The organism is Pseudomonas lini (genome assembly GCF_001042905.1).
Lineage (GTDB): Bacteria > Pseudomonadota > Gammaproteobacteria > Pseudomonadales > Pseudomonadaceae > Aquipseudomonas > Aquipseudomonas lini.
Genome location: NZ_JYLB01000003.1, coordinates 24,613 through 41,084 on the forward strand (window position 1 = coordinate 24,613; position 16,472 = coordinate 41,084).

16 protein-coding genes are annotated in these 16,472 nt (G+C 60.2%); 4 read left to right on the top strand and 12 right to left on the bottom strand.

Features of this window, described 5'->3' with window-relative positions; genetic code table 11:
* Positions 1–489: 489 nt before the first annotated feature.
* Genes pepN through TU81_RS08815 form a run of 6 tightly spaced genes read right to left on the bottom strand, consistent with a single transcriptional unit; the run spans position 490 to position 7,006 of the window.
* Positions 490–3,147, bottom strand: coding sequence for an aminopeptidase N (gene pepN, locus TU81_RS08790; RefSeq protein WP_048394527.1), 2,658 nt, complete (start codon positions 3,145–3,147; stop codon positions 490–492).
* A gap of 10 nt (positions 3,148–3,157) precedes the next feature.
* The gene (locus TU81_RS08795) at positions 3,158–3,988 is read right to left on the bottom strand and encodes a DUF2797 domain-containing protein (protein WP_038984091.1); all 831 of its coding nucleotides are present in this window, start codon (positions 3,986–3,988) and stop codon (positions 3,158–3,160) included.
* Positions 3,985–4,245 (bottom strand): YeaC family protein, encoded by a 261-nt coding sequence (locus TU81_RS08800; protein WP_038984092.1) that lies wholly within the window; start codon positions 4,243–4,245, stop codon positions 3,985–3,987. Before TU81_RS08800 ends, TU81_RS08795 begins: the two co-directional genes overlap by 4 nt.
* A 30-nt stretch (positions 4,246–4,275) precedes the next feature.
* Positions 4,276–5,148, bottom strand: coding sequence for a rhomboid family intramembrane serine protease (locus tag TU81_RS08805; RefSeq protein ID WP_048394529.1), 873 nt, complete (start codon positions 5,146–5,148; stop codon positions 4,276–4,278).
* Positions 5,145–6,119 carry a metallophosphoesterase gene (locus TU81_RS08810; protein WP_173667547.1) on the bottom strand — a complete coding sequence of 325 codons (975 nt, stop codon included), beginning with the start codon at positions 6,117–6,119 and terminating at the stop codon, positions 5,145–5,147. The genes TU81_RS08805 and TU81_RS08810 overlap by 4 nt, the downstream gene beginning before the upstream one ends.
* Positions 6,116–7,006, bottom strand: coding sequence for an NAD(+) kinase (locus tag TU81_RS08815; protein ID WP_030130396.1), 891 nt, complete (start codon positions 7,004–7,006; stop codon positions 6,116–6,118). Before TU81_RS08815 ends, TU81_RS08810 begins: the two co-directional genes overlap by 4 nt.
* Before the next feature lie 124 nt (positions 7,007–7,130).
* Between TU81_RS08815 and TU81_RS08820 the strand changes: the two genes are divergently transcribed.
* Complete coding sequence (locus tag TU81_RS08820) at positions 7,131–8,081, top strand: DUF1853 family protein (protein WP_048394532.1); 951 nt, start codon at positions 7,131–7,133, stop codon at positions 8,079–8,081.
* Positions 8,082–8,294: 213 nt separating this feature from the next.
* Here TU81_RS08820 and TU81_RS08825 read toward each other — a convergent pair whose 3' ends face one another.
* On the bottom strand, positions 8,295–8,855 hold the full coding sequence (locus tag TU81_RS08825; RefSeq protein ID WP_038984096.1) for an NADPH-dependent FMN reductase: 561 nt from the start codon (positions 8,853–8,855) through the stop codon (positions 8,295–8,297).
* Positions 8,856–9,039: 184 nt separating this feature from the next.
* On the opposite strand from TU81_RS08825, the gene TU81_RS08830 reads away from it, so the two are divergent.
* Positions 9,040–9,276 carry a hypothetical protein gene (locus tag TU81_RS08830; protein ID WP_048394535.1) on the top strand — a complete coding sequence of 79 codons (237 nt, stop codon included), beginning with the start codon at positions 9,040–9,042 and terminating at the stop codon, positions 9,274–9,276.
* 88 nt (positions 9,277–9,364) lie between these two features.
* Positions 9,365–10,258, top strand: coding sequence for a LysR family transcriptional regulator (locus tag TU81_RS08835; RefSeq protein WP_038984098.1), 894 nt, complete (start codon positions 9,365–9,367; stop codon positions 10,256–10,258).
* Here TU81_RS08835 and TU81_RS08840 read toward each other — a convergent pair.
* From TU81_RS08840 to TU81_RS08860, 5 genes are all read right to left on the bottom strand, one after another.
* Positions 10,224–10,838 carry a GNAT family N-acetyltransferase gene (locus TU81_RS08840; protein ID WP_038984099.1) on the bottom strand — a complete coding sequence of 205 codons (615 nt, stop codon included), beginning with the start codon at positions 10,836–10,838 and terminating at the stop codon, positions 10,224–10,226. The two genes, TU81_RS08835 and TU81_RS08840, sit on opposite strands and share 35 nt — an antisense overlap.
* 14 nt (positions 10,839–10,852) lie before the next feature.
* Positions 10,853–13,108: an Orn/Lys/Arg family decarboxylase gene (locus TU81_RS08845; protein WP_038984100.1), complete on the bottom strand. Its 2,256-nt coding sequence runs from the start codon at positions 13,106–13,108 to the stop codon at positions 10,853–10,855.
* A gap of 227 nt (positions 13,109–13,335) precedes the next feature.
* Positions 13,336–14,094 carry a DNA polymerase III subunit epsilon gene (gene dnaQ / locus TU81_RS08850; RefSeq protein WP_038984101.1) on the bottom strand — a complete coding sequence of 253 codons (759 nt, stop codon included), beginning with the start codon at positions 14,092–14,094 and terminating at the stop codon, positions 13,336–13,338.
* 231 nt (positions 14,095–14,325) lie between these two features.
* Complete coding sequence (gene rnhA, locus TU81_RS08855) at positions 14,326–14,778, bottom strand: ribonuclease HI (protein WP_003180633.1); 453 nt, start codon at positions 14,776–14,778, stop codon at positions 14,326–14,328.
* A gap of 92 nt (positions 14,779–14,870) precedes the next feature.
* Positions 14,871–15,629, bottom strand: a complete 759-nt coding sequence (locus TU81_RS08860) for a methyltransferase domain-containing protein (RefSeq protein ID WP_008074391.1) — start codon at positions 15,627–15,629, stop codon at positions 14,871–14,873.
* A 65-nt stretch (positions 15,630–15,694) separates the two neighbouring features.
* On the opposite strand from TU81_RS08860, the gene gloB reads away from it, so the two are divergent.
* The gene (gloB, locus tag TU81_RS08865; RefSeq protein WP_048394537.1) at positions 15,695–16,462 is read left to right on the top strand and encodes a hydroxyacylglutathione hydrolase; all 768 of its coding nucleotides are present in this window, start codon (positions 15,695–15,697) and stop codon (positions 16,460–16,462) included.
* The last annotated feature ends 10 nt before the right edge of the window (positions 16,463–16,472 follow it).

The following is a 16,472-nucleotide window of genomic DNA, read 5'->3' on the forward strand; positions in this document are numbered from 1 at the left end:
CGCATCGCTGCGATGGCGCCTGTCAGCCGACCAATTTTCCCCGGATGTACCCAGTCCAACTGTGGGAGCGGGCTTGCTCGCGAAGCTGTTGATCTTGCCGTTGCCGTTGCTGTTGCTGTGGCTTTTGATCTTGATCTGCCTGCCCCTTTCCCAGAGGCCGAACGCAGGTATTGCGCAGGGGGCACCGCGGCAAGGATGCCGCGGTAGCCGCCCCCGGCCATGGATGGCCGATGGCGGCGGGCCCCCGGAGCAATGCCTTCGTTATGGCATGCCGAGCCTAAGCGAGGCACCGAATGGAGGGGCAAAGCCTTTTGGTTCCTTTTCGGCGTTTGGAAAAGGGACTCGCTGTAAGAGCGAAACCGCCAGCCGCCGTGACCGCAGAAACGGATATGTACACCATCAAAAATCCCGGTCGGCTATCAGGCCGCCTTCGCGAGCAAGCCCGCTCCCACAGGGGTCCGAGTGAACCCTGCGGGAGCAAGGCCAAACTCAGGCCAGGCTTTTGCTGACCACTTCAAACACATCGCTGGACAGCTGCCCCGAAGCGCGAATCCGCTCCAGCTCACCTTTCATCAACGCCTGACGAGCGCTGTCGTATTTGCGCCAGCGAGTCAGCGGCGCCAGTTGGCGAGAGGCGATCTGCGGGTTAAACCCGTTCAACTCGATCACCAGATCCGCCAGGAACCGATACCCGGAACCGTCGGCCGCGTGGAAGTTGATCAGGTTCTGCCCGGCAAACGCGCCGATCAGTGCCCGCACCTTGTTCGGATTCTTGATCGTGAACGCCGGGTGTTGCATCAAGGCTTTGACCCGCTCCAGACCGCCTGGCAATGTGCTGCCGGCCTGAACGCTGAACCACTGATCCATGACCAGCGGATTGTCCTTGAAGTGTTCGGCGAAGGTCGCCAACGCCGTGGCTTTCTGTTCTTCGAACGGCGAATTCACCACCACCGCCAACGCCGTCAGACGCTCCGTCATGTTGTCGCTGGTGTCGAACTGTTCAAGGGTCGCCGCCAACACTTCCGGCTTGCCGCTGAGCATCAGGTACGACAGCGCAATGTTTTGCAGCGCGCGGCGGGCGAAATGCTCGGCCTCGGCCACATACGGCGTTTTCTTCGAAAGATCGCGATTGGCCTGATAACGCAGCCACAATGCCTCGAACAAGCCTTCAGCCAATTGCTTACGGGCAAACTCGCGGGCCGTGTGAATGGCGTCTACGTCAGCCACTTCACTGATCTCGGTCAGATACGCCTCGCCCGGCAGCGAAAGCATCTCGGCGACCATCGCCTGATCAAGCGTATCGTCAGACAGCACAGTACGCAGCGCAGAAACCAAACGCTGATCCAGCACCAGCGTTTCACCCTTCTGTTGCTGTTCGATCAACTCTTGCAGCACCTGCACCGACAATTGCTGACCGGCATCCCAGCGGTTGAAACCATCACTGTCGTGCTGCATCAGGAACATCAGCTGATCGCGGTCGTACGGGAAGCTCAGTTTCACAGGCGCCGAGAAGCCACGCAGCAACGAAGGCAGCGGCTTTTCAGCAATGTCGATGAAGGTGAAGGTCTGCTCGGCTTCAGTCACCGAAATAACCCGCGAAGTGCCTTGAGCACTGGCTTCACCGACAAGACGCAGGGCAATTTCGCCACCCTTGCTGTCCAGCAGGCCCAGTTCCACTGGAATCACGAACGGCAGTTTTTCCACCTTGTCCGGGGTTTCCGGGCAGCTCTGACGGAAGGTCAGGCTGTAGGTTTTCGCTGCGGCGTCGTAGGACTCGCTCACCGCCAAACGTGGTGTGCCGGCCTGGCTGTACCAGCGTTTGAATTGGGTCAGGTCGACGCCGTTGGCGTCTTCCATGGCCTTGATGAAGTCGTCGCAGGTCACGGCCTGGCCGTCATGGCGTTCGAAGTACAGGTCGCTGCCTTTGCGGAAACCGTCAGCGCCAAGCAAGGTGTGGATCATGCCGACCACTTCCGAGCCCTTTTCGTACACGGTCAGGGTGTAGAAGTTGGAAATCTCGATGAAGCTGTCCGGGCGCACGGCATGAGCCATCGGGCCGGCGTCTTCGGCGAACTGGTGGGTACGCAGGTAAGCCACGTCCTGGATGCGCTTGACCGTGGCCGAGTTCATGTCGGCGGAGAAGCCGGAATCGCGGAACACGGTGAAGCCTTCCTTCAGCGACAACTGGAACCAGTCGCGGCAGGTCACGCGGTTGCCCGACCAGTTGTGGAAGTATTCGTGGGCAACGATCGCTTCCACCCGTTGGTGCGCGGCGTCGGTAGCGGTTTCGGCGCGGGCCAGTACGGCGCTGGAGTTGAAGATGTTGAGGCCCTTGTTCTCCATGGCGCCCATGTTGAAGTCGTTGACCGCGACGATCATGAAGATGTCCAGGTCGTACTCGCGACCGTAAACCTCTTCGTCCCAGCGCATCGACTTCTTCAGGCTGTTCATGGCGTGCTGGCACTTGTCGATGTTTTCCGGCTCGACATAGATGCGCAGCGCCACGGAGCGCTCGGTCATGGTGGTGAAGGTGTCTTCGACGCACCACAGGTCACCGGCCACCAGCGCAAACAGGTAGGCCGGTTTCTTGAACGGGTCTTCCCAGGTCGCCCAGTGCCGGCCGTCTTCGCCCGGACCTGAGGCAATCGGGTTGCCGTTGGACAGCAGCACCGGATAGCTGTGCTGCTCGGCGACCACCGTGGTGGTGAACGTGCTCATCACGTCCGGGCGGTCGAGGTAATAGGTGATCTTGCGGAAACCTTCGGCCTCGCACTGGGTGCAGAACATGGTGCCGGATTTGTACAGGCCTTCCAGGGCGGTGTTGGTTTCCGGGTGGATTTTGACGCTGGTGTCGACCGTAAAGCTTGTTTCGGTCGGTTGCAGGGTCAAATGGTTCTCGGTCAGTTGGTAGTCGGCGGCGCTCAGTTCGCGATCGGCCAATGTCACCGACAGCAGCTCGAGTTGCTGACCGTCCAGCACCAGCGGCGGCAGGCCCGGGCCACGTTCAGGATTGCGGCGCATCACCAGTTGCGCATGGACCAGGCTGTGGTCCTCGAACAACTCGAAGGTCAGGTGCGTCTCGTCGATCAGGTACTCAGGCGCCTGATAGTCCTTCAGGTAGATCATCTTCGGTTGTTCGGTGCGCATACTGGAATCCTTACTGATGCACGGCGAGCTGGTAGGCCGTGTATTTACGAATATTGATCACGCCGGTGTCGAAAATCAGGTACTGGCCCTTGATCCCCAGCAGCGTGCCTTCGGCAATCGGGTTCTTGTCCAGGTTGAAGCTGACAATTTTGGCCGGGTATTGCTCGACCGGATAGCGGATCTCGAGCGGCTCGACATCGGTAATGGTCTGGATTGCTTGCAGGCCAAATCGTTCCTGCAATGTTTGCAGGCCTTCGGCGCAGCTCTCGAACAGCTGATCGCGAACCTGCGACAGATCCACCGACACCGCATCGCCCTTGAGTAAAGCACGCCAGTTGGTCTTGTCAGCTACCTGGCTGCGGAACAGGTCTTCGACGAAGCCCGACTGCTGGCGGGTCGCGACGCGCATGATCGGCAAGGCCTGGCTGGCGCCCTGATCGAGCCAACGAGTGGGCAGCTGCGTGGCGCGGGTTATACCGACCTTCACCCCTGACGAATTGGCCAGATACACCACGTGATCGGTCATGCAGAACTTTTCGCCCCACGCAGGCTCACGGCAGGTGCCGGCATCGTAGTGGCAACGTTCCGGGCTCATGATGCAAATGTCGCACTGGGCCAGTTTGGTCATGCACGGGTAGCAGTAACCCTGGCTGAAACTGGTTTTGGTCTTGCGTCCGCAATGGGTGCAGTGGATCGCCCCCAGGTATTCCAGGCGCACCGTGCTGCCGATCAACGGATTGACCGGTACCTCGGCGTCGCCCAGACGAAAAGCGTACTGAACGTTCGGCCCGTCAAGGCGCGCCGACATTTTGCTGATTGCACCACGGCCAATCTCGATCAATGGATGGCATCCGATTTGAACAGAATGTTTGGCACTTCGATCGACTTCGACTCGCATTCCTGCGGGCCCATGTAGCCGGTGCGCTCTTCCTCGGGCAGGTTCTGGATTTCCCAGGCGATCATCGCTTGCAGAGACAGTTCACGCTGCTCGGCGGTGAGTTTGCCACCGTCGGACCATTTGCCGATTTCCACCGCCAGTTTCAGGCTCTGGTAGATATCCGGGGTGATGTTTTTGATCATTTCGTTAAAAGAGGACATCAAGGGCTCCGCGCTCTTTAATCACATAGCTTATTTGGAGGTCAGTTTACGGCGGTTGTACAAACCGCCCAACAAACCGGTGAAGCATCCGATGAGTAACCCGCTGACGTGGGCCGCGTTGGCAATCTGGCCGAAGCCGATCATCGAGACCAGCCCCGACAGACACACCAGCAACCACACCAGCATCATCACCAACACCCCTCGAGGCAGGCGATACGCCGGGTTCGGCGACAGGATCTGAAAGATCCAGCAATGCCCGAGCAGGCCGTACAGCACCCCGGACAACCCGCCAAACAGGCTCGGGCCGCTGAAAAGGTATTGGGTATAGTTGGACACCAGGCTGAACAGCAGCGTCAGGCCGATCAGGTTGATGCTGCCCTGACGCGACTCGATACGCCGCCCCAGTTCCCAGTACCACATGCCGTTCATGGCCAGGTGCAGGATGCCGAAGTGGATCAGCATCGGCGTCACCAGACGCCACCACTGCCCCGCCGCCAAGCTGTCGACCAATGGCGTGAAATGGATGTACTCGCCGACCACGCGGAAATCGAGGAACGTCAGCCAGCGTATCGTTTCGAGATTCTCGCCAAGCAGCGTCACCATCGCGACGATCAGGGTCAACAGCAGCACCAACGCCGTAGCCTTGCTGTGGCGCAATTGCTCGACGAAGCCTGGACGCTGCCGCGTCTGCGTGATCGGGATATCCAGTTGCTGATCGGGGTCGCCCGCCGGAAAGCGTTCGTACAATGAGCGCACATCTTCGCTGATGTTGGCCGGCACCCACAGCACTTGCTCGCCCGCCTCTTCGCTGACCCGATGGGGCACTTGCATGCGCTGCAGCAGTTTGACGAACCCGCTCAAATCCACCGCCAGAGGCAGACGCAATACCGCCACCGCCGTCATCGCAACACCTCCGGGCGCTCGACATCGACCCAGACAAATTTATGCGGGTCGAGACGGGTTTCCTGATCCAGACGATAAGCGACCAGTTTGCCGTAGAGCACCGCACTGTAATCCAGACACGCCAGGTTCGGGCGGATCGGCGCCGGTTTGCCGCTGCGCCAGTAGTGACCGACGAACAACAGCGGCTCATCGACGCCGTAGCGCAGCAAGTTGTCTTTTTCGCTGGACGACAGCGGCGTGCGGGCCACCGGCTCAGGCAGGGCGTCGGGCTGGAACACGATGTCTCCGTAGGTTTGCGGGTCGTCTTCCCAGAACTTGGTGCGGAAAAACGAGCGCGTCAGGCCGTCGCCGCTGGTCATGGTCAACCCGTGGGGCAAGCGCATGTCGGTGCCGCGCAACAGGCGATCGAACACGGTGCAGGCAAAACTGCCTGGCACCGCGGAGGCCTGGAGGAAGTGCTCATCGATGCAACCGTCGGGGAACAATCCGCGCAACGGCTCGATCAGGCCGGCGTCCCAACAGGCATGCACCACGCGGAAACGCCCGGCATCGACGAACAATGGCAGCTTATAGAACCATTGCAGGAAGTCATGCCATTCCGCGGGATGATCTTCGAACTGGGTCAGGGTTTCCTGAAGCAGGCGCGCGTGGCGTGGCGTATGTTCACGCACGAACTGCTGGCCACTGCCCGGCGGCGCCGGCGTGCTCCAGCCGAGGGCGTTGAATTCATGGTTGCCCATGATGCACAGCGCCTGGCCGGCCTCGACCATGTCGTGGACGATGTGCAGCGCCTCGCGAATCCGCGGGCCGCGGTCGATGATGTCGCCGAGGAACACCGCCATGCGCGACGGATGCCGCCAGACGCCAGCCTGTTTGTGGTAACCGAGCCGGTCGAGCAAGTGCTCAAGGGTCAGAGCGCAACCGTGCACGTCACCGATCAGGTCGTAGCTACGCGCGGGATCGAGCATCAGTCGCCTCCACCACCCAACTTGCTGCCCCAGCCAAGTTTGGTCCGGCAGACTTCATAGTAGTTGTGGTCCAGCGGATGAATCAGCCGCAGCTTCTGCGCTTTCTTGCTGATGGTGATGGTGTCACCGGGCGCGCAGGTGAAGTGATTCTGCCCGTCACAGGAGACTTGCGGGTAAATCTGCATATCTTTGGACACGACGATTTTCAGCTCACTATTGCCATCGACCACGATCGGCCTGCCTGACAAGGTATGGGGGTACATCGGCACAATCACAATAGCGTCGAGCTTGGGATGCATGATCGGGCCGCCCGCAGACAGTGCATAAGCGGTCGAACCGGTCGGCGTGGCGACGATCAGGCCGTCGGCCTTCTGGCTGCAGACGAACTGGCCGTCGATGTACAACTCGAACTCGATCATCCGCGTCGATTTGCCGGGGTGCAGCACCACGTCGTTCAGCGCATCGCCCTGGCCGATGGCCTCGGCATGGCGACGGACTTCAGCTTGCAGCAGGAAGCGGTTTTCCACCAGGTAGTGGCCGTCGAGCACTTCGGCGACCTTGACTTCCAGTTCATCGGGACGAATATCGGTCAGGAATCCCAGGCTGCCCCGGTTGATGCCGAGCACCGGAATATTGTGCTTGGCCAAGGCACGGGCGGCGCCCAGCAGGCTGCCGTCACCACCGACCACAATCACCATGTCACACACTTCACCGAGCATCTTGCGCGACGAAGTTTGCAGGCCATGACCCGGCAGGACTTCGGCGATGGTGTCTTCGAGGATCACGTGCAGGTGACGATCGAGCAGAAACCGTTTCAGTCGGCGGACGGTATCCAGCACCTGAGAACTGCCCAGGCGACCGATGATGCCGATATTACGAAATTGCTCCATGGGGCTCCTATTGGGACGCAGAGGGCCTGCGACGGCGAAAAACACGATTATGGGCGAAAGCGCGGCGTAGACAAAACCCTTTCAGCCACGACGGTGCGCTCGCGTTTCGGGCTATGCTCGCAAGATGATCCTATTTCCAGATTTGCTCCAGTTACCTCACCAGTTGCGCCACCCTGAAGTGCGCGACCTGGCTTGGGTCATCCTCGCACCGCCGATGCTCAGCGTCACCCCGTGGCCACAGCGTCATCCGCTGGCGGGCAGCGACTGGGTGCAGGCACCGGAGCGCCTGGAACACTGGCTCAGGCAACTGGATCGCGACAGCTACGACTTGCTGCACTGGCTGGCCCAGGCCAGAACCCGGCGCCTGGGTCTGTACTACGAGCGGCTGTGGCAATACGCCGTGCGACACGCGCCGGGTATCGAACTGATTGCCGCCAACATGCCGATCCGCCGTGAAGGCCACACCTTGGGTGAACTGGACATGCTGCTGCGTGATCGCGATGGCGTGCATCACCTGGAACTGGCGATCAAGCTCTACCTTGGGCCACAGAACGGTGACGGCCACGACACCGCGCAGTGGCTCGGACCGGGTTGTCATGATCGGCTCGACCGTAAACTGAAGCACCTGAGCCAGCATCAATTACCGATTTCCGCGCGGGCGGAGAGCCGTGCAGTGCTGGCGTCGCTGGATATCCAGCAGTTCAGCGCGCATCTGTGGCTGGGCGGCTATCTGCTCTATCCGTGGCCGGGGCAGGCCGAATCACCCAGCGGCGCGCACCCTCAGCATTTGCGTGGTAGCTGGCTGCATCAGAAGGATTGGGCGGACTTTGTCCTGCAGCGCCCATTCGGTCGCTGGCAACCCCTGCCCCGCCATGCCTGGCTGGCGCCGGCGCACTATCCCGAAGAGCAGACCTGGAACGCTGAACAACTGAGTGCATGGCTGAGCGATCTGGACCCGCTGGCACCGGCGCAATTGATGGTGCGGCTGACAGAGAACGGCGAAGGCGATTGGGAAGAAGCCGAGCGGCTGTTTCTGGTGTCTGATCTTTGGCCGAATGTGCCGGGTAATGGTTGAGTTTTTGTGGTGAATGGATGGGCGTCTTCGCGGGCAAGCCTCGCTCCTACAAGGACCTTCGCCATAAGGAGATCCAATGTGGGAGCGGGCTTGCTCGCGAAAGCGGTGGGTCAGTCGATATCAATGTTGACTGTGCTGCCGTCTTCGCGAGCAAGCCCGCTCCCACAAGGATTGTGGCTGGCCACAAGAATTAATCAGCGCCACGTAAACGGGTCACTGCTTTTTATGCTGCTCAACCCACAGCGCATACGCATCGATGAATTTCTGCAAGAACGGCCTCACCGACTCAGACAACTTGCCCGCCTCGTCGAATGCTGAACCGGCGCCGCCCAGATAGGCTTCAGGCTGTTGCATACACGGCACATTGAGAAACACCATGGACTGGCGAATATTGTGGTTGGCCCCAAATCCGCCGACGGCGCCTGGTGAAACGCTGATCACCGCACCCGGCTTACCGTTCCAGGCGCTCTTGCCGTAGGGGCGCGAACCCACGTCGATCGCATTCTTCAACGGCGCCGGCACCGAACGGTTATATTCCGGGGTTACGAACAGCACCGCGTCGGATGAGCTCACCTGTTGTCGGAAAGTGCTGTAGGCTGCCGGCGGTGACTCGCCATCGATGTCTTCGTTGTAGAGCGGCAAATCGCCGATTTCGACGATATTCAGCTTCAGATTGGCAGGCGCCAGCTCGGCCAGCGCCAGTGCGACCTTACGGTTGATCGACGCTTTTCTCAGGCTGCCGACCAGAACGGCGATCTCGTAGACGTTGCTCATGGAAGATTCTCGACTGTCCGATGGGAAGAGCTTCTAGTTATAGATGATCAAATGACGATTCAACCAGTGGGCGACGGAAAAACGCCGCCCCTGACTATTTTTTTCCTGTAGGAAAACTTACCTCGCCCAACCACGGTCTACAGAACCGCAAATTGAGTGATTTATCTCCAGAGGTTCTAAGCAGATGGCAGCAGTACTCGTCGGTCAGTTCCATGCAAGAGACGCGGAAGGCCGCGTTTATTCCGTGCATGAGTTCCAGGAATCCACCCCGTCGCACGACGGCCTCGCCGGCTCGGAGCCTGTCACCACCTATAAGCTGGCCATTGGCGACCGGGTCAACAAACTCGACGATAACGAATTTGTGCTGGTGCAATCAGGCGTCACCCTCACTCGCGAACCTGAAACGAACGTGGCCTCATAACCCGCTGTTATGAGCAGAAGTCATATGCGCGCACTTGAGTTAGGATTCAGTGACTGACTCCCTCACCTGCTGAACATGGACTTCACGCATGCGTTTACGTCATATCGAAGTGATCCAGGCGCTCCTGCAGACCGGTCACCTGGGCACCGCCGCCGAATGGCTGCAGTTGCCGGTGGCCGAGGTTGAACGCACCCTGCGTGATGCCGAGGATCAGTTGGGTTTCATGCTGTTTGCCAGCGTGCGTGGTCGCCTGCAAGCCACGCGCGAGGCGCGGGAGTTGCAGGTCGAGATCGCCCACGTCTACGAAGCCCTCGAGCCGGTCCAGCGACTGGCCAGCAGCCTCAAGCAATATTTGGCCCCGCCCCTGCGAATCATCTGCACCCCGCCGTTGGCACAACACCTGTTGCCACACAGCATCGCGGCCCTGCGCCGACGCCTCCCCGACGCACCTTGCACCCTCCTGAGCCAGCCGACCCGCGAGATTGTCAGAAGCCTGCTGCTGCGTGAAAGCGATTTGGGCCTGAGCCTGCATGACCCGGACCACGCCGATATCCATTGCCAGGTCATCGCTCAAGGCAAGCTCCAGCTGCTGGCGCCCCATGGCTGGCTGCAACCGAAACAGAAGTACATCTCGCTGCAGGACCTGGCCGGCCAGTCGATGGTCGGCCTGGAAGGTCACGATCCGTTAAGCCCGGCGCTGGACAACAAGCTGCATGCGCTGCGCCCTGCCCCGGTCATCCAGACCCGGGTCCAGACTCATCAAATGATGCGCAGCATGGTCGAGGCCGGTGAAGGCCTGGCAATCGTCGACCCATTCACCGCCCTCGGCGCCAAATCGGCTGGGCTCGATACCTGCCCCCTGGCGCCTGCCGTGCCGATCAGCGTGTATGCCTTGAGCCTCAAGACCGCCGAGCCCTCTTCGGCGGTTCAGGCGTTGCTGGACATCGTCACGGAACAAGCCGTGGCGATGTTGGCGAGCTGAGCGGGTTTTCCAGCGGATTATCGAACAGGCGATACCAGAACAGCGCCACCTCAGCGGTGTTCGGATCGATCCCGCGGTAGCGCAGATGATCGATCCCGCCGACCGTGTAACCGCAACGCTCATAAAGTCGGCAGGCCCCCAGGTTGTTGTTCTGGGTTTCCAGCATAATGCCCGGCAGTTTTTTCTTGCGGCTCCAGAACTGCGCCACGTCCAGCAGCGCCTTGGCCACGCCATGACGGCGCGCCGGCGCATGCACCGCCAATTCATCGATATGGGCGAAGCCGTTCCAGTTGGTACTGACCACTAAATGACCCACCGGCTCGTCATCCAGATAGGCCATGAAAATCTCGCTGTCAGCGGCATCGCGAAAACTGCTGAATTCCTCGGGATCGATGCCATAACACTTGCGATACGGGGTGATTGGTGTCACCGGCCACTGCAGCACCGGCTTACCGATTTGCGCGGCACCATAGGCGGCGACTTCAAAACTGAAATCACTGCCCCAGATATAAGCCGCAAACCCCTCATCGGCGACACGCACCGAGAGGCCTGGGTATTTGGGATTCATGACTGGTTGCATACTCGGAAAGGTCCTCATTCCTTGATGCAATCGACGGTGTAGTGCCGTCCATTGCCCTCGTCTTCGTGTTGCAAGCCATGCACATCGGCGACAAATCCGGGGAAGCTGCTGTCGAACGTACGGGCAAACTTCAGGTAATCGATGATCGAACGGGTCGACTCGGTGAAACGCTCGCCGGGCATGATCAACGGAATCCCCGGCGGGTATGGCACCAGCATTACCGCTGCGATCCGCCCGTCCAGAGCATCGATCGAAACAGCCTCAACCTCCCCGCGTACCAATTGATCATAGGCGTCCGCCGGCTTCATCGCGACTTCCGGCAGTACGGTGTACATGCGTTTGAGGTGTTTGGCCGTGGCGTTGCTGCGATAACAGGCGTGCAATTGATCACACAGATCACGCAAACCCATGCCTTGATAACGGGCAATATTGTGTTGCGCCACGCACGGCAAACAACTTGCCAGGCTGACGTTGGCGTCGTAACTGCGCTTGAACTCCAGTAATTCGGTCAGCAGCGTGCTCCACTTGCCCTTGGTGATGCCCATGGAGAACAGCACCAGGAACGAATACAGCCCGGTCTTTTCCACGACCAGCCCACGCTCCCAGAGGAATTTGCTGACCACCGCCGCCGGAATCCCCCGCGCACTCAGGGCACCGCCTGCCGTCAAACCCGGCATCACCAGCGTGACCTTGATCGGATCGAGCAGCACATAGTCGTCGGTCACGCCGCCAAAGCCATGCCAATCGGCGTCGGGTTGCAGCAGCCAGTCTTCGGTGACCACCTGCTCGATACCTTCGGCCGAGGGTGGTTGCCAGATGGAAAACCACCAATCATCAGCGGCGATGTGCTGACGCAGATTGGCCAGGGCCCGGCGAAAACTCAGGGCCTCGTCGAACATTTCCTGCAACAGCGAACGCCCGGCCGGCCCTTCCATCATCGCCGAGGCCACGTCCAGCGAAGCAATGATGCTGTACTGCGGCGAGGTCGAGATATGCATCATGAATGCTTCGTTGAAACGGTCGCGATCCAGCTGCCGCGCACCGCCGTCCTGAACGTGAATCATCGACGCCTGACTGAACGCCGCCAGTAACTTGTGCGTAGAGTGCGTAGTGAACACCAGCGGGCTGTCTTCGCTGCGAGAGGTGCCCATACCGTAACGGCCGGCGAAGAACTCGTGGAATGCCGCGTAGGCGTACCAGGCCTCATCGAAATGCAACACCTCGACGCTGTTGCCCAGGCTCTGCTTGATCAGCTCGGCGTTGTAGCACAAGCCGTCGTAAGTCGAGTTGGTCACCACCGCCAACTTGACCTTGGGTTCGCGGCCCTGGGTCAGCGGGCTGGCGTCGATCTTGGCCTGGATCGATTCGCGGCTGAATTCGCTCAACGGAATCGGGCCGATAATCCCCAGCTCATTGCGCTCCGGGCACAGGTACAGCGGAATCGCGCCGGTCATGATGATCGAGTGCAACACCGACTTGTGGCAGTTGCGATCCACCAGCACCAGGTCATCGCGGGCCACCATGGAATGCCAGACGATCTTGTTGGCGGTCGAGGTGCCATTGATCACGAAAAAGGTGTGATCGGCGCCGAAATTGCGCGCGGCTCTCGCTTCCGCCTCGGCCAGAGGGCCGGTGTGATCGAGCAGCGAACCGAGCTCGGGCACCGATACCGACAAATCCGAACGCAGGGTGTTTTCCCCGAAGAATTGGTGAAACGCCTGCCCCACCGGGCTCTTGTGATACGCCACGCCGCCGCCATGGCCGGGGGTATGCCAGGAATAATTGGAGTCAGCGGTGTGCTGCACCAGCGCCTTGAAGAACGGTGGCAACAGACCGTCCAGATATTTGCGCGCCGCGCGAGCGACCTGACGGGCGAGGAAGGGCACGGTGTCTTCGAACAAATAAAGAATGCCGCGCAACTGATTGAGCTCGGCCATGGCGTCGGCCGGGGCATTTTCCAGGGTGACCTGTTCGCCCAGGGCAAAGATCGGCAGGTCCGGCGCCCGAACCCGTGCCAGGCGGATCAGCTCGGCCATGTTATGCAGAAGATGAGCATTGGTGCTGGCGTCTTCGGCGGCAATCAACATGCAGGAGAGGCCGTGATGAGTCGAGGCGACCAGACGCCCTTCGTTGTAATCGACCGCCGAGACGATGCTGAAGCCTTCCTGCTCCAGCTCCCGGGCGATGCCACGCACACGATCACCGGCAACGGTGTCGGCTTTGATGTCGCGGTGGACGATCAGGACCGGGAATTTCAAATCTTTATACATGGGGCTCGGTGTCCTGAGGCGGCAGACCGTGGCCTGCCAATAACCTCAGGGTAGAGGGTTGGAGCGCATGTGGCGAGCGGGATGCCCTGAAGTGGGGCATTGGTTGCGTTTGCGAAGATCAAAAGATCGCAGCCTGCGGCAGCTCCTACAGGATCGGGGCCACCGTTGATTTGATGCTCGACACGGTTGGCGTAGGAGCTGCCGAAGGCTGCGATCTTTTAAGGCCTTTAGGCCTGGGCCTTGGCCTCAGCCAATTGCTGCCACAGCGACGGAGCGCCGGCGGATTTGGCGATGGCTTCAAGGCGCGCAATGTGCTGGGCCAGATCTTCTTCACTGGCACGGATGATCCGGATCGGCTGACGATCGGCCGGCAGACGACGGATTTCGGTGGCGGAGTTGTCCGCGCCTTCACCTGAACCATTGCCATCGGACGCATTACCGGCCAGCGACAGGCTGGTCTGGCCGCCGGTCATTGTCAGGTAAACGTCGGCGAGAATCTCGGAGTCGAGCAACGCGCCGTGCAGCTCACGACCGGAGTTGTCGACGCCATAGCGTTTGCACAAGGCGTCGAGGCTGTTGCGCTGCCCCGGGTGACGTTCCCGGGCCATCATCAGGGTGTCGAGGATCGAGCAGTGTTGCGTGATGTCCGCGCGTTCGTGGTGGCCCATCAGGGCGAATTCGTTGTTGATGAAGCCAACGTCGAACGCCGCGTTATGGATGATCAGCTGCGCGCCCTTGATGAACTCGAAGAACTCATCGGCCACTTCAGTGAAACGCGGCTTGCCCACCAGGAATTCGTTAGTGATGCCGTGGACGCCGATGGCGCCTTCGTCACTTTCGCGATCCGGTTGCAGGTAAACGTGGAAATGCCGGCCGGTCAGGCGCCGACCGATCAACTCGACACAACCGATTTCGATAATCCGGTGGCCGTCGGTCACCGGCATGCCGGTGGTTTCGGTATCGAGTACAACGGATCTGGTGGCCATCAGTGCTCAGCTCTCAACGGGTCAATCGTGCAAAAGCGGCGATGTTAACACGCTCGCGGGATCCAGCGCGCCGCCAGACAACCGGCTACCACGACCTTGGTACTGTGAACACGGTCCCTGTAGGAGCTGCCGAAGGCTGCGATCTTTTGATCTTGTTTTTTTCGGAGCCGCTGAAGATCAAGATCAAAAGATCGCAGCCTCCGGCAGCTCCTACGGGGGGATCGCGCGGCTTTAGGCCTGCTTGTACCCACGCACTTCATCAACGCCACGGTTGGCCAGTTGGTCAGCCCGTTCGTTGCCGTGATGGCCGATGTGCCCGCGTACCCATTTCCAGGTGACGTTGTGGCGGTTGACCTGTTCGTCGAGCAGCTTCCACAGATCGGCGTTTTTTACCGGTTCCTTGGCCGCGGTTTTCCAGCCGCGTTTCTTCCAGTTGGCCATCCACTCGTTGATGCCTTTCATCACGTACTGGGAGTCGGTCACCAGCAGCACATCGCAGGAGCGTTTGAGTTCTTCCAGGCCACGGATCGCGCCCATCAACTCCATGCGGTTGTTGGTGGTGTTGGCTTCGCCGCCCCAGAGTTCTTTTTCAACGCCCTTGCATACCAGCAACGCACCCCAGCCGCCCGGGCCAGGGTTGCCCTTACAGGCGCCATCGGTGAAGAGTTCTACGCTATCGCTCATGCCAATCTATCCAGAAAATGCGGTGGCTCGCCGATCGGTGACCGACGATGCCCAAGGCCGGGGCGAACCCGGCCGGGAAAATAAAATGTGTACTACGGTTCGAGGTGACGACGGTTGACCTTGGCCATCGGCAATGGAATCAGCTTGCCCATCGGTTCGCGCCGTTCCTGACGCACCGGCCGCAGGCCTACCACGATCTTGCGCGCGACCAATAAATAGAAGCCACCACCCGACAATTGCCAGTCACCGGCCTTGCGCTCCCAACCGGCCAGACGGGCTTGCCAGGCAGGCGACGCAAGCGGCGGACGATAGCACCCGAAGCGGCGTTTCTCCAGCGCGAAGCCCAGCAGGTTCAGCCAGTCAGCAACCCGCGACGGCGAAATGCAGCGGGCCTTGCGCAAGGCGTCATGGGCGAACACATGACGCAGGCCCCAGCTGCTCCAGGGGTTGATTCCGACAATCAGCAGATGCCCGCCAGGCCGAACACTGCTCGCCGCTTCGCGCAGCAAACCGTGGGGCGACAGGCAGAAATCCAGCCCGTGCTGCAACACCACCACATCGGCGGCGTGCTCGCTCAAAGGCCAGGCCTGCTCTTCGCAGACGATCTCGACCCCCGGCAACGGCGCACCGAGCCGCACATTGCGCTGGACCTGCGGCGCCGACGGCGGTGTCTGCGCCGAAGGGCCGTAATGCACCAGGTAGCCGCCGAAGAAGCGCCCCAACTCGTCTTCGAGCATGCGTCGTTCTTCGTCCAGCAGAAATTGCCCGATGGGCCCGGACAGCCATTCACGGGCCGCGCTGATCAATGTCAGCCACTCAGGATCGGCCTGAGCGAACGCTTTATCGGTCATTGCATTCTCCAACGCGCCAGGAAGTTCTAAGATGCGCCAATGTTTTCCGCTTGGCGAATCCGACGATGATACAGATCAGTGCCCTGCCCGCCTTCACCGACAACTACATCTGGTTGTTACAAGACCACAGCACCCAGCGCTGCGCCGTGGTCGACCCGGGCGATGCCGCGCCAGTACAAGCCTGGCTCGCGGCGCACCCGGGTTGGGTGTTAAGCGATATTTTGATCACTCATCACCATCATGACCATGTCGGCGGCGTCGAGCGGCTGAAAAAAGCGACAGACGCGACAGTCTACGGCCCGGCCAGCGAAAGCATCCCGGCGCGGGACGTGGCGCTCAAGGATAATGACCGCATCAGCGTGCTGGGCTGGGACTTCGACGTCATCCAGGTACCGGGCCATACCCTTGGGCACATTGCCTTTTATCATCAGGGCCATTTGTTTTGCGGCGACACCCTGTTCGCCGCCGGTTGCGGACGGTTATTCGAAGGCACGCCCGAGCAAATGCATCACTCGCTGAGCCGCCTCGCAGCGCTGCCCGAAGACACGCTGGTCTACTGCACTCACGAGTACACCCTGAGCAATCTGAAGTTCGCCGCAGCAGTCGAACCGAACAACCCCGATACCCTCGAACGACTGGCCAAAGTCACCCGGCAACGCGACGCCGAAATAATGACGTTGCCTTCGACGCTGGCACTGGAAAAGCTCACTAATCCGTTTTTGCGTACCGGAGAAACATCCGTTAAAGAAAAAGTGGACGAACGGAATGGTACTGATAACCGGGCTCCGAGTGCGGTTTTTGCTGCTCTTCGAGCGTGGAAAGATACGTTCTAGGGAGGCTGCT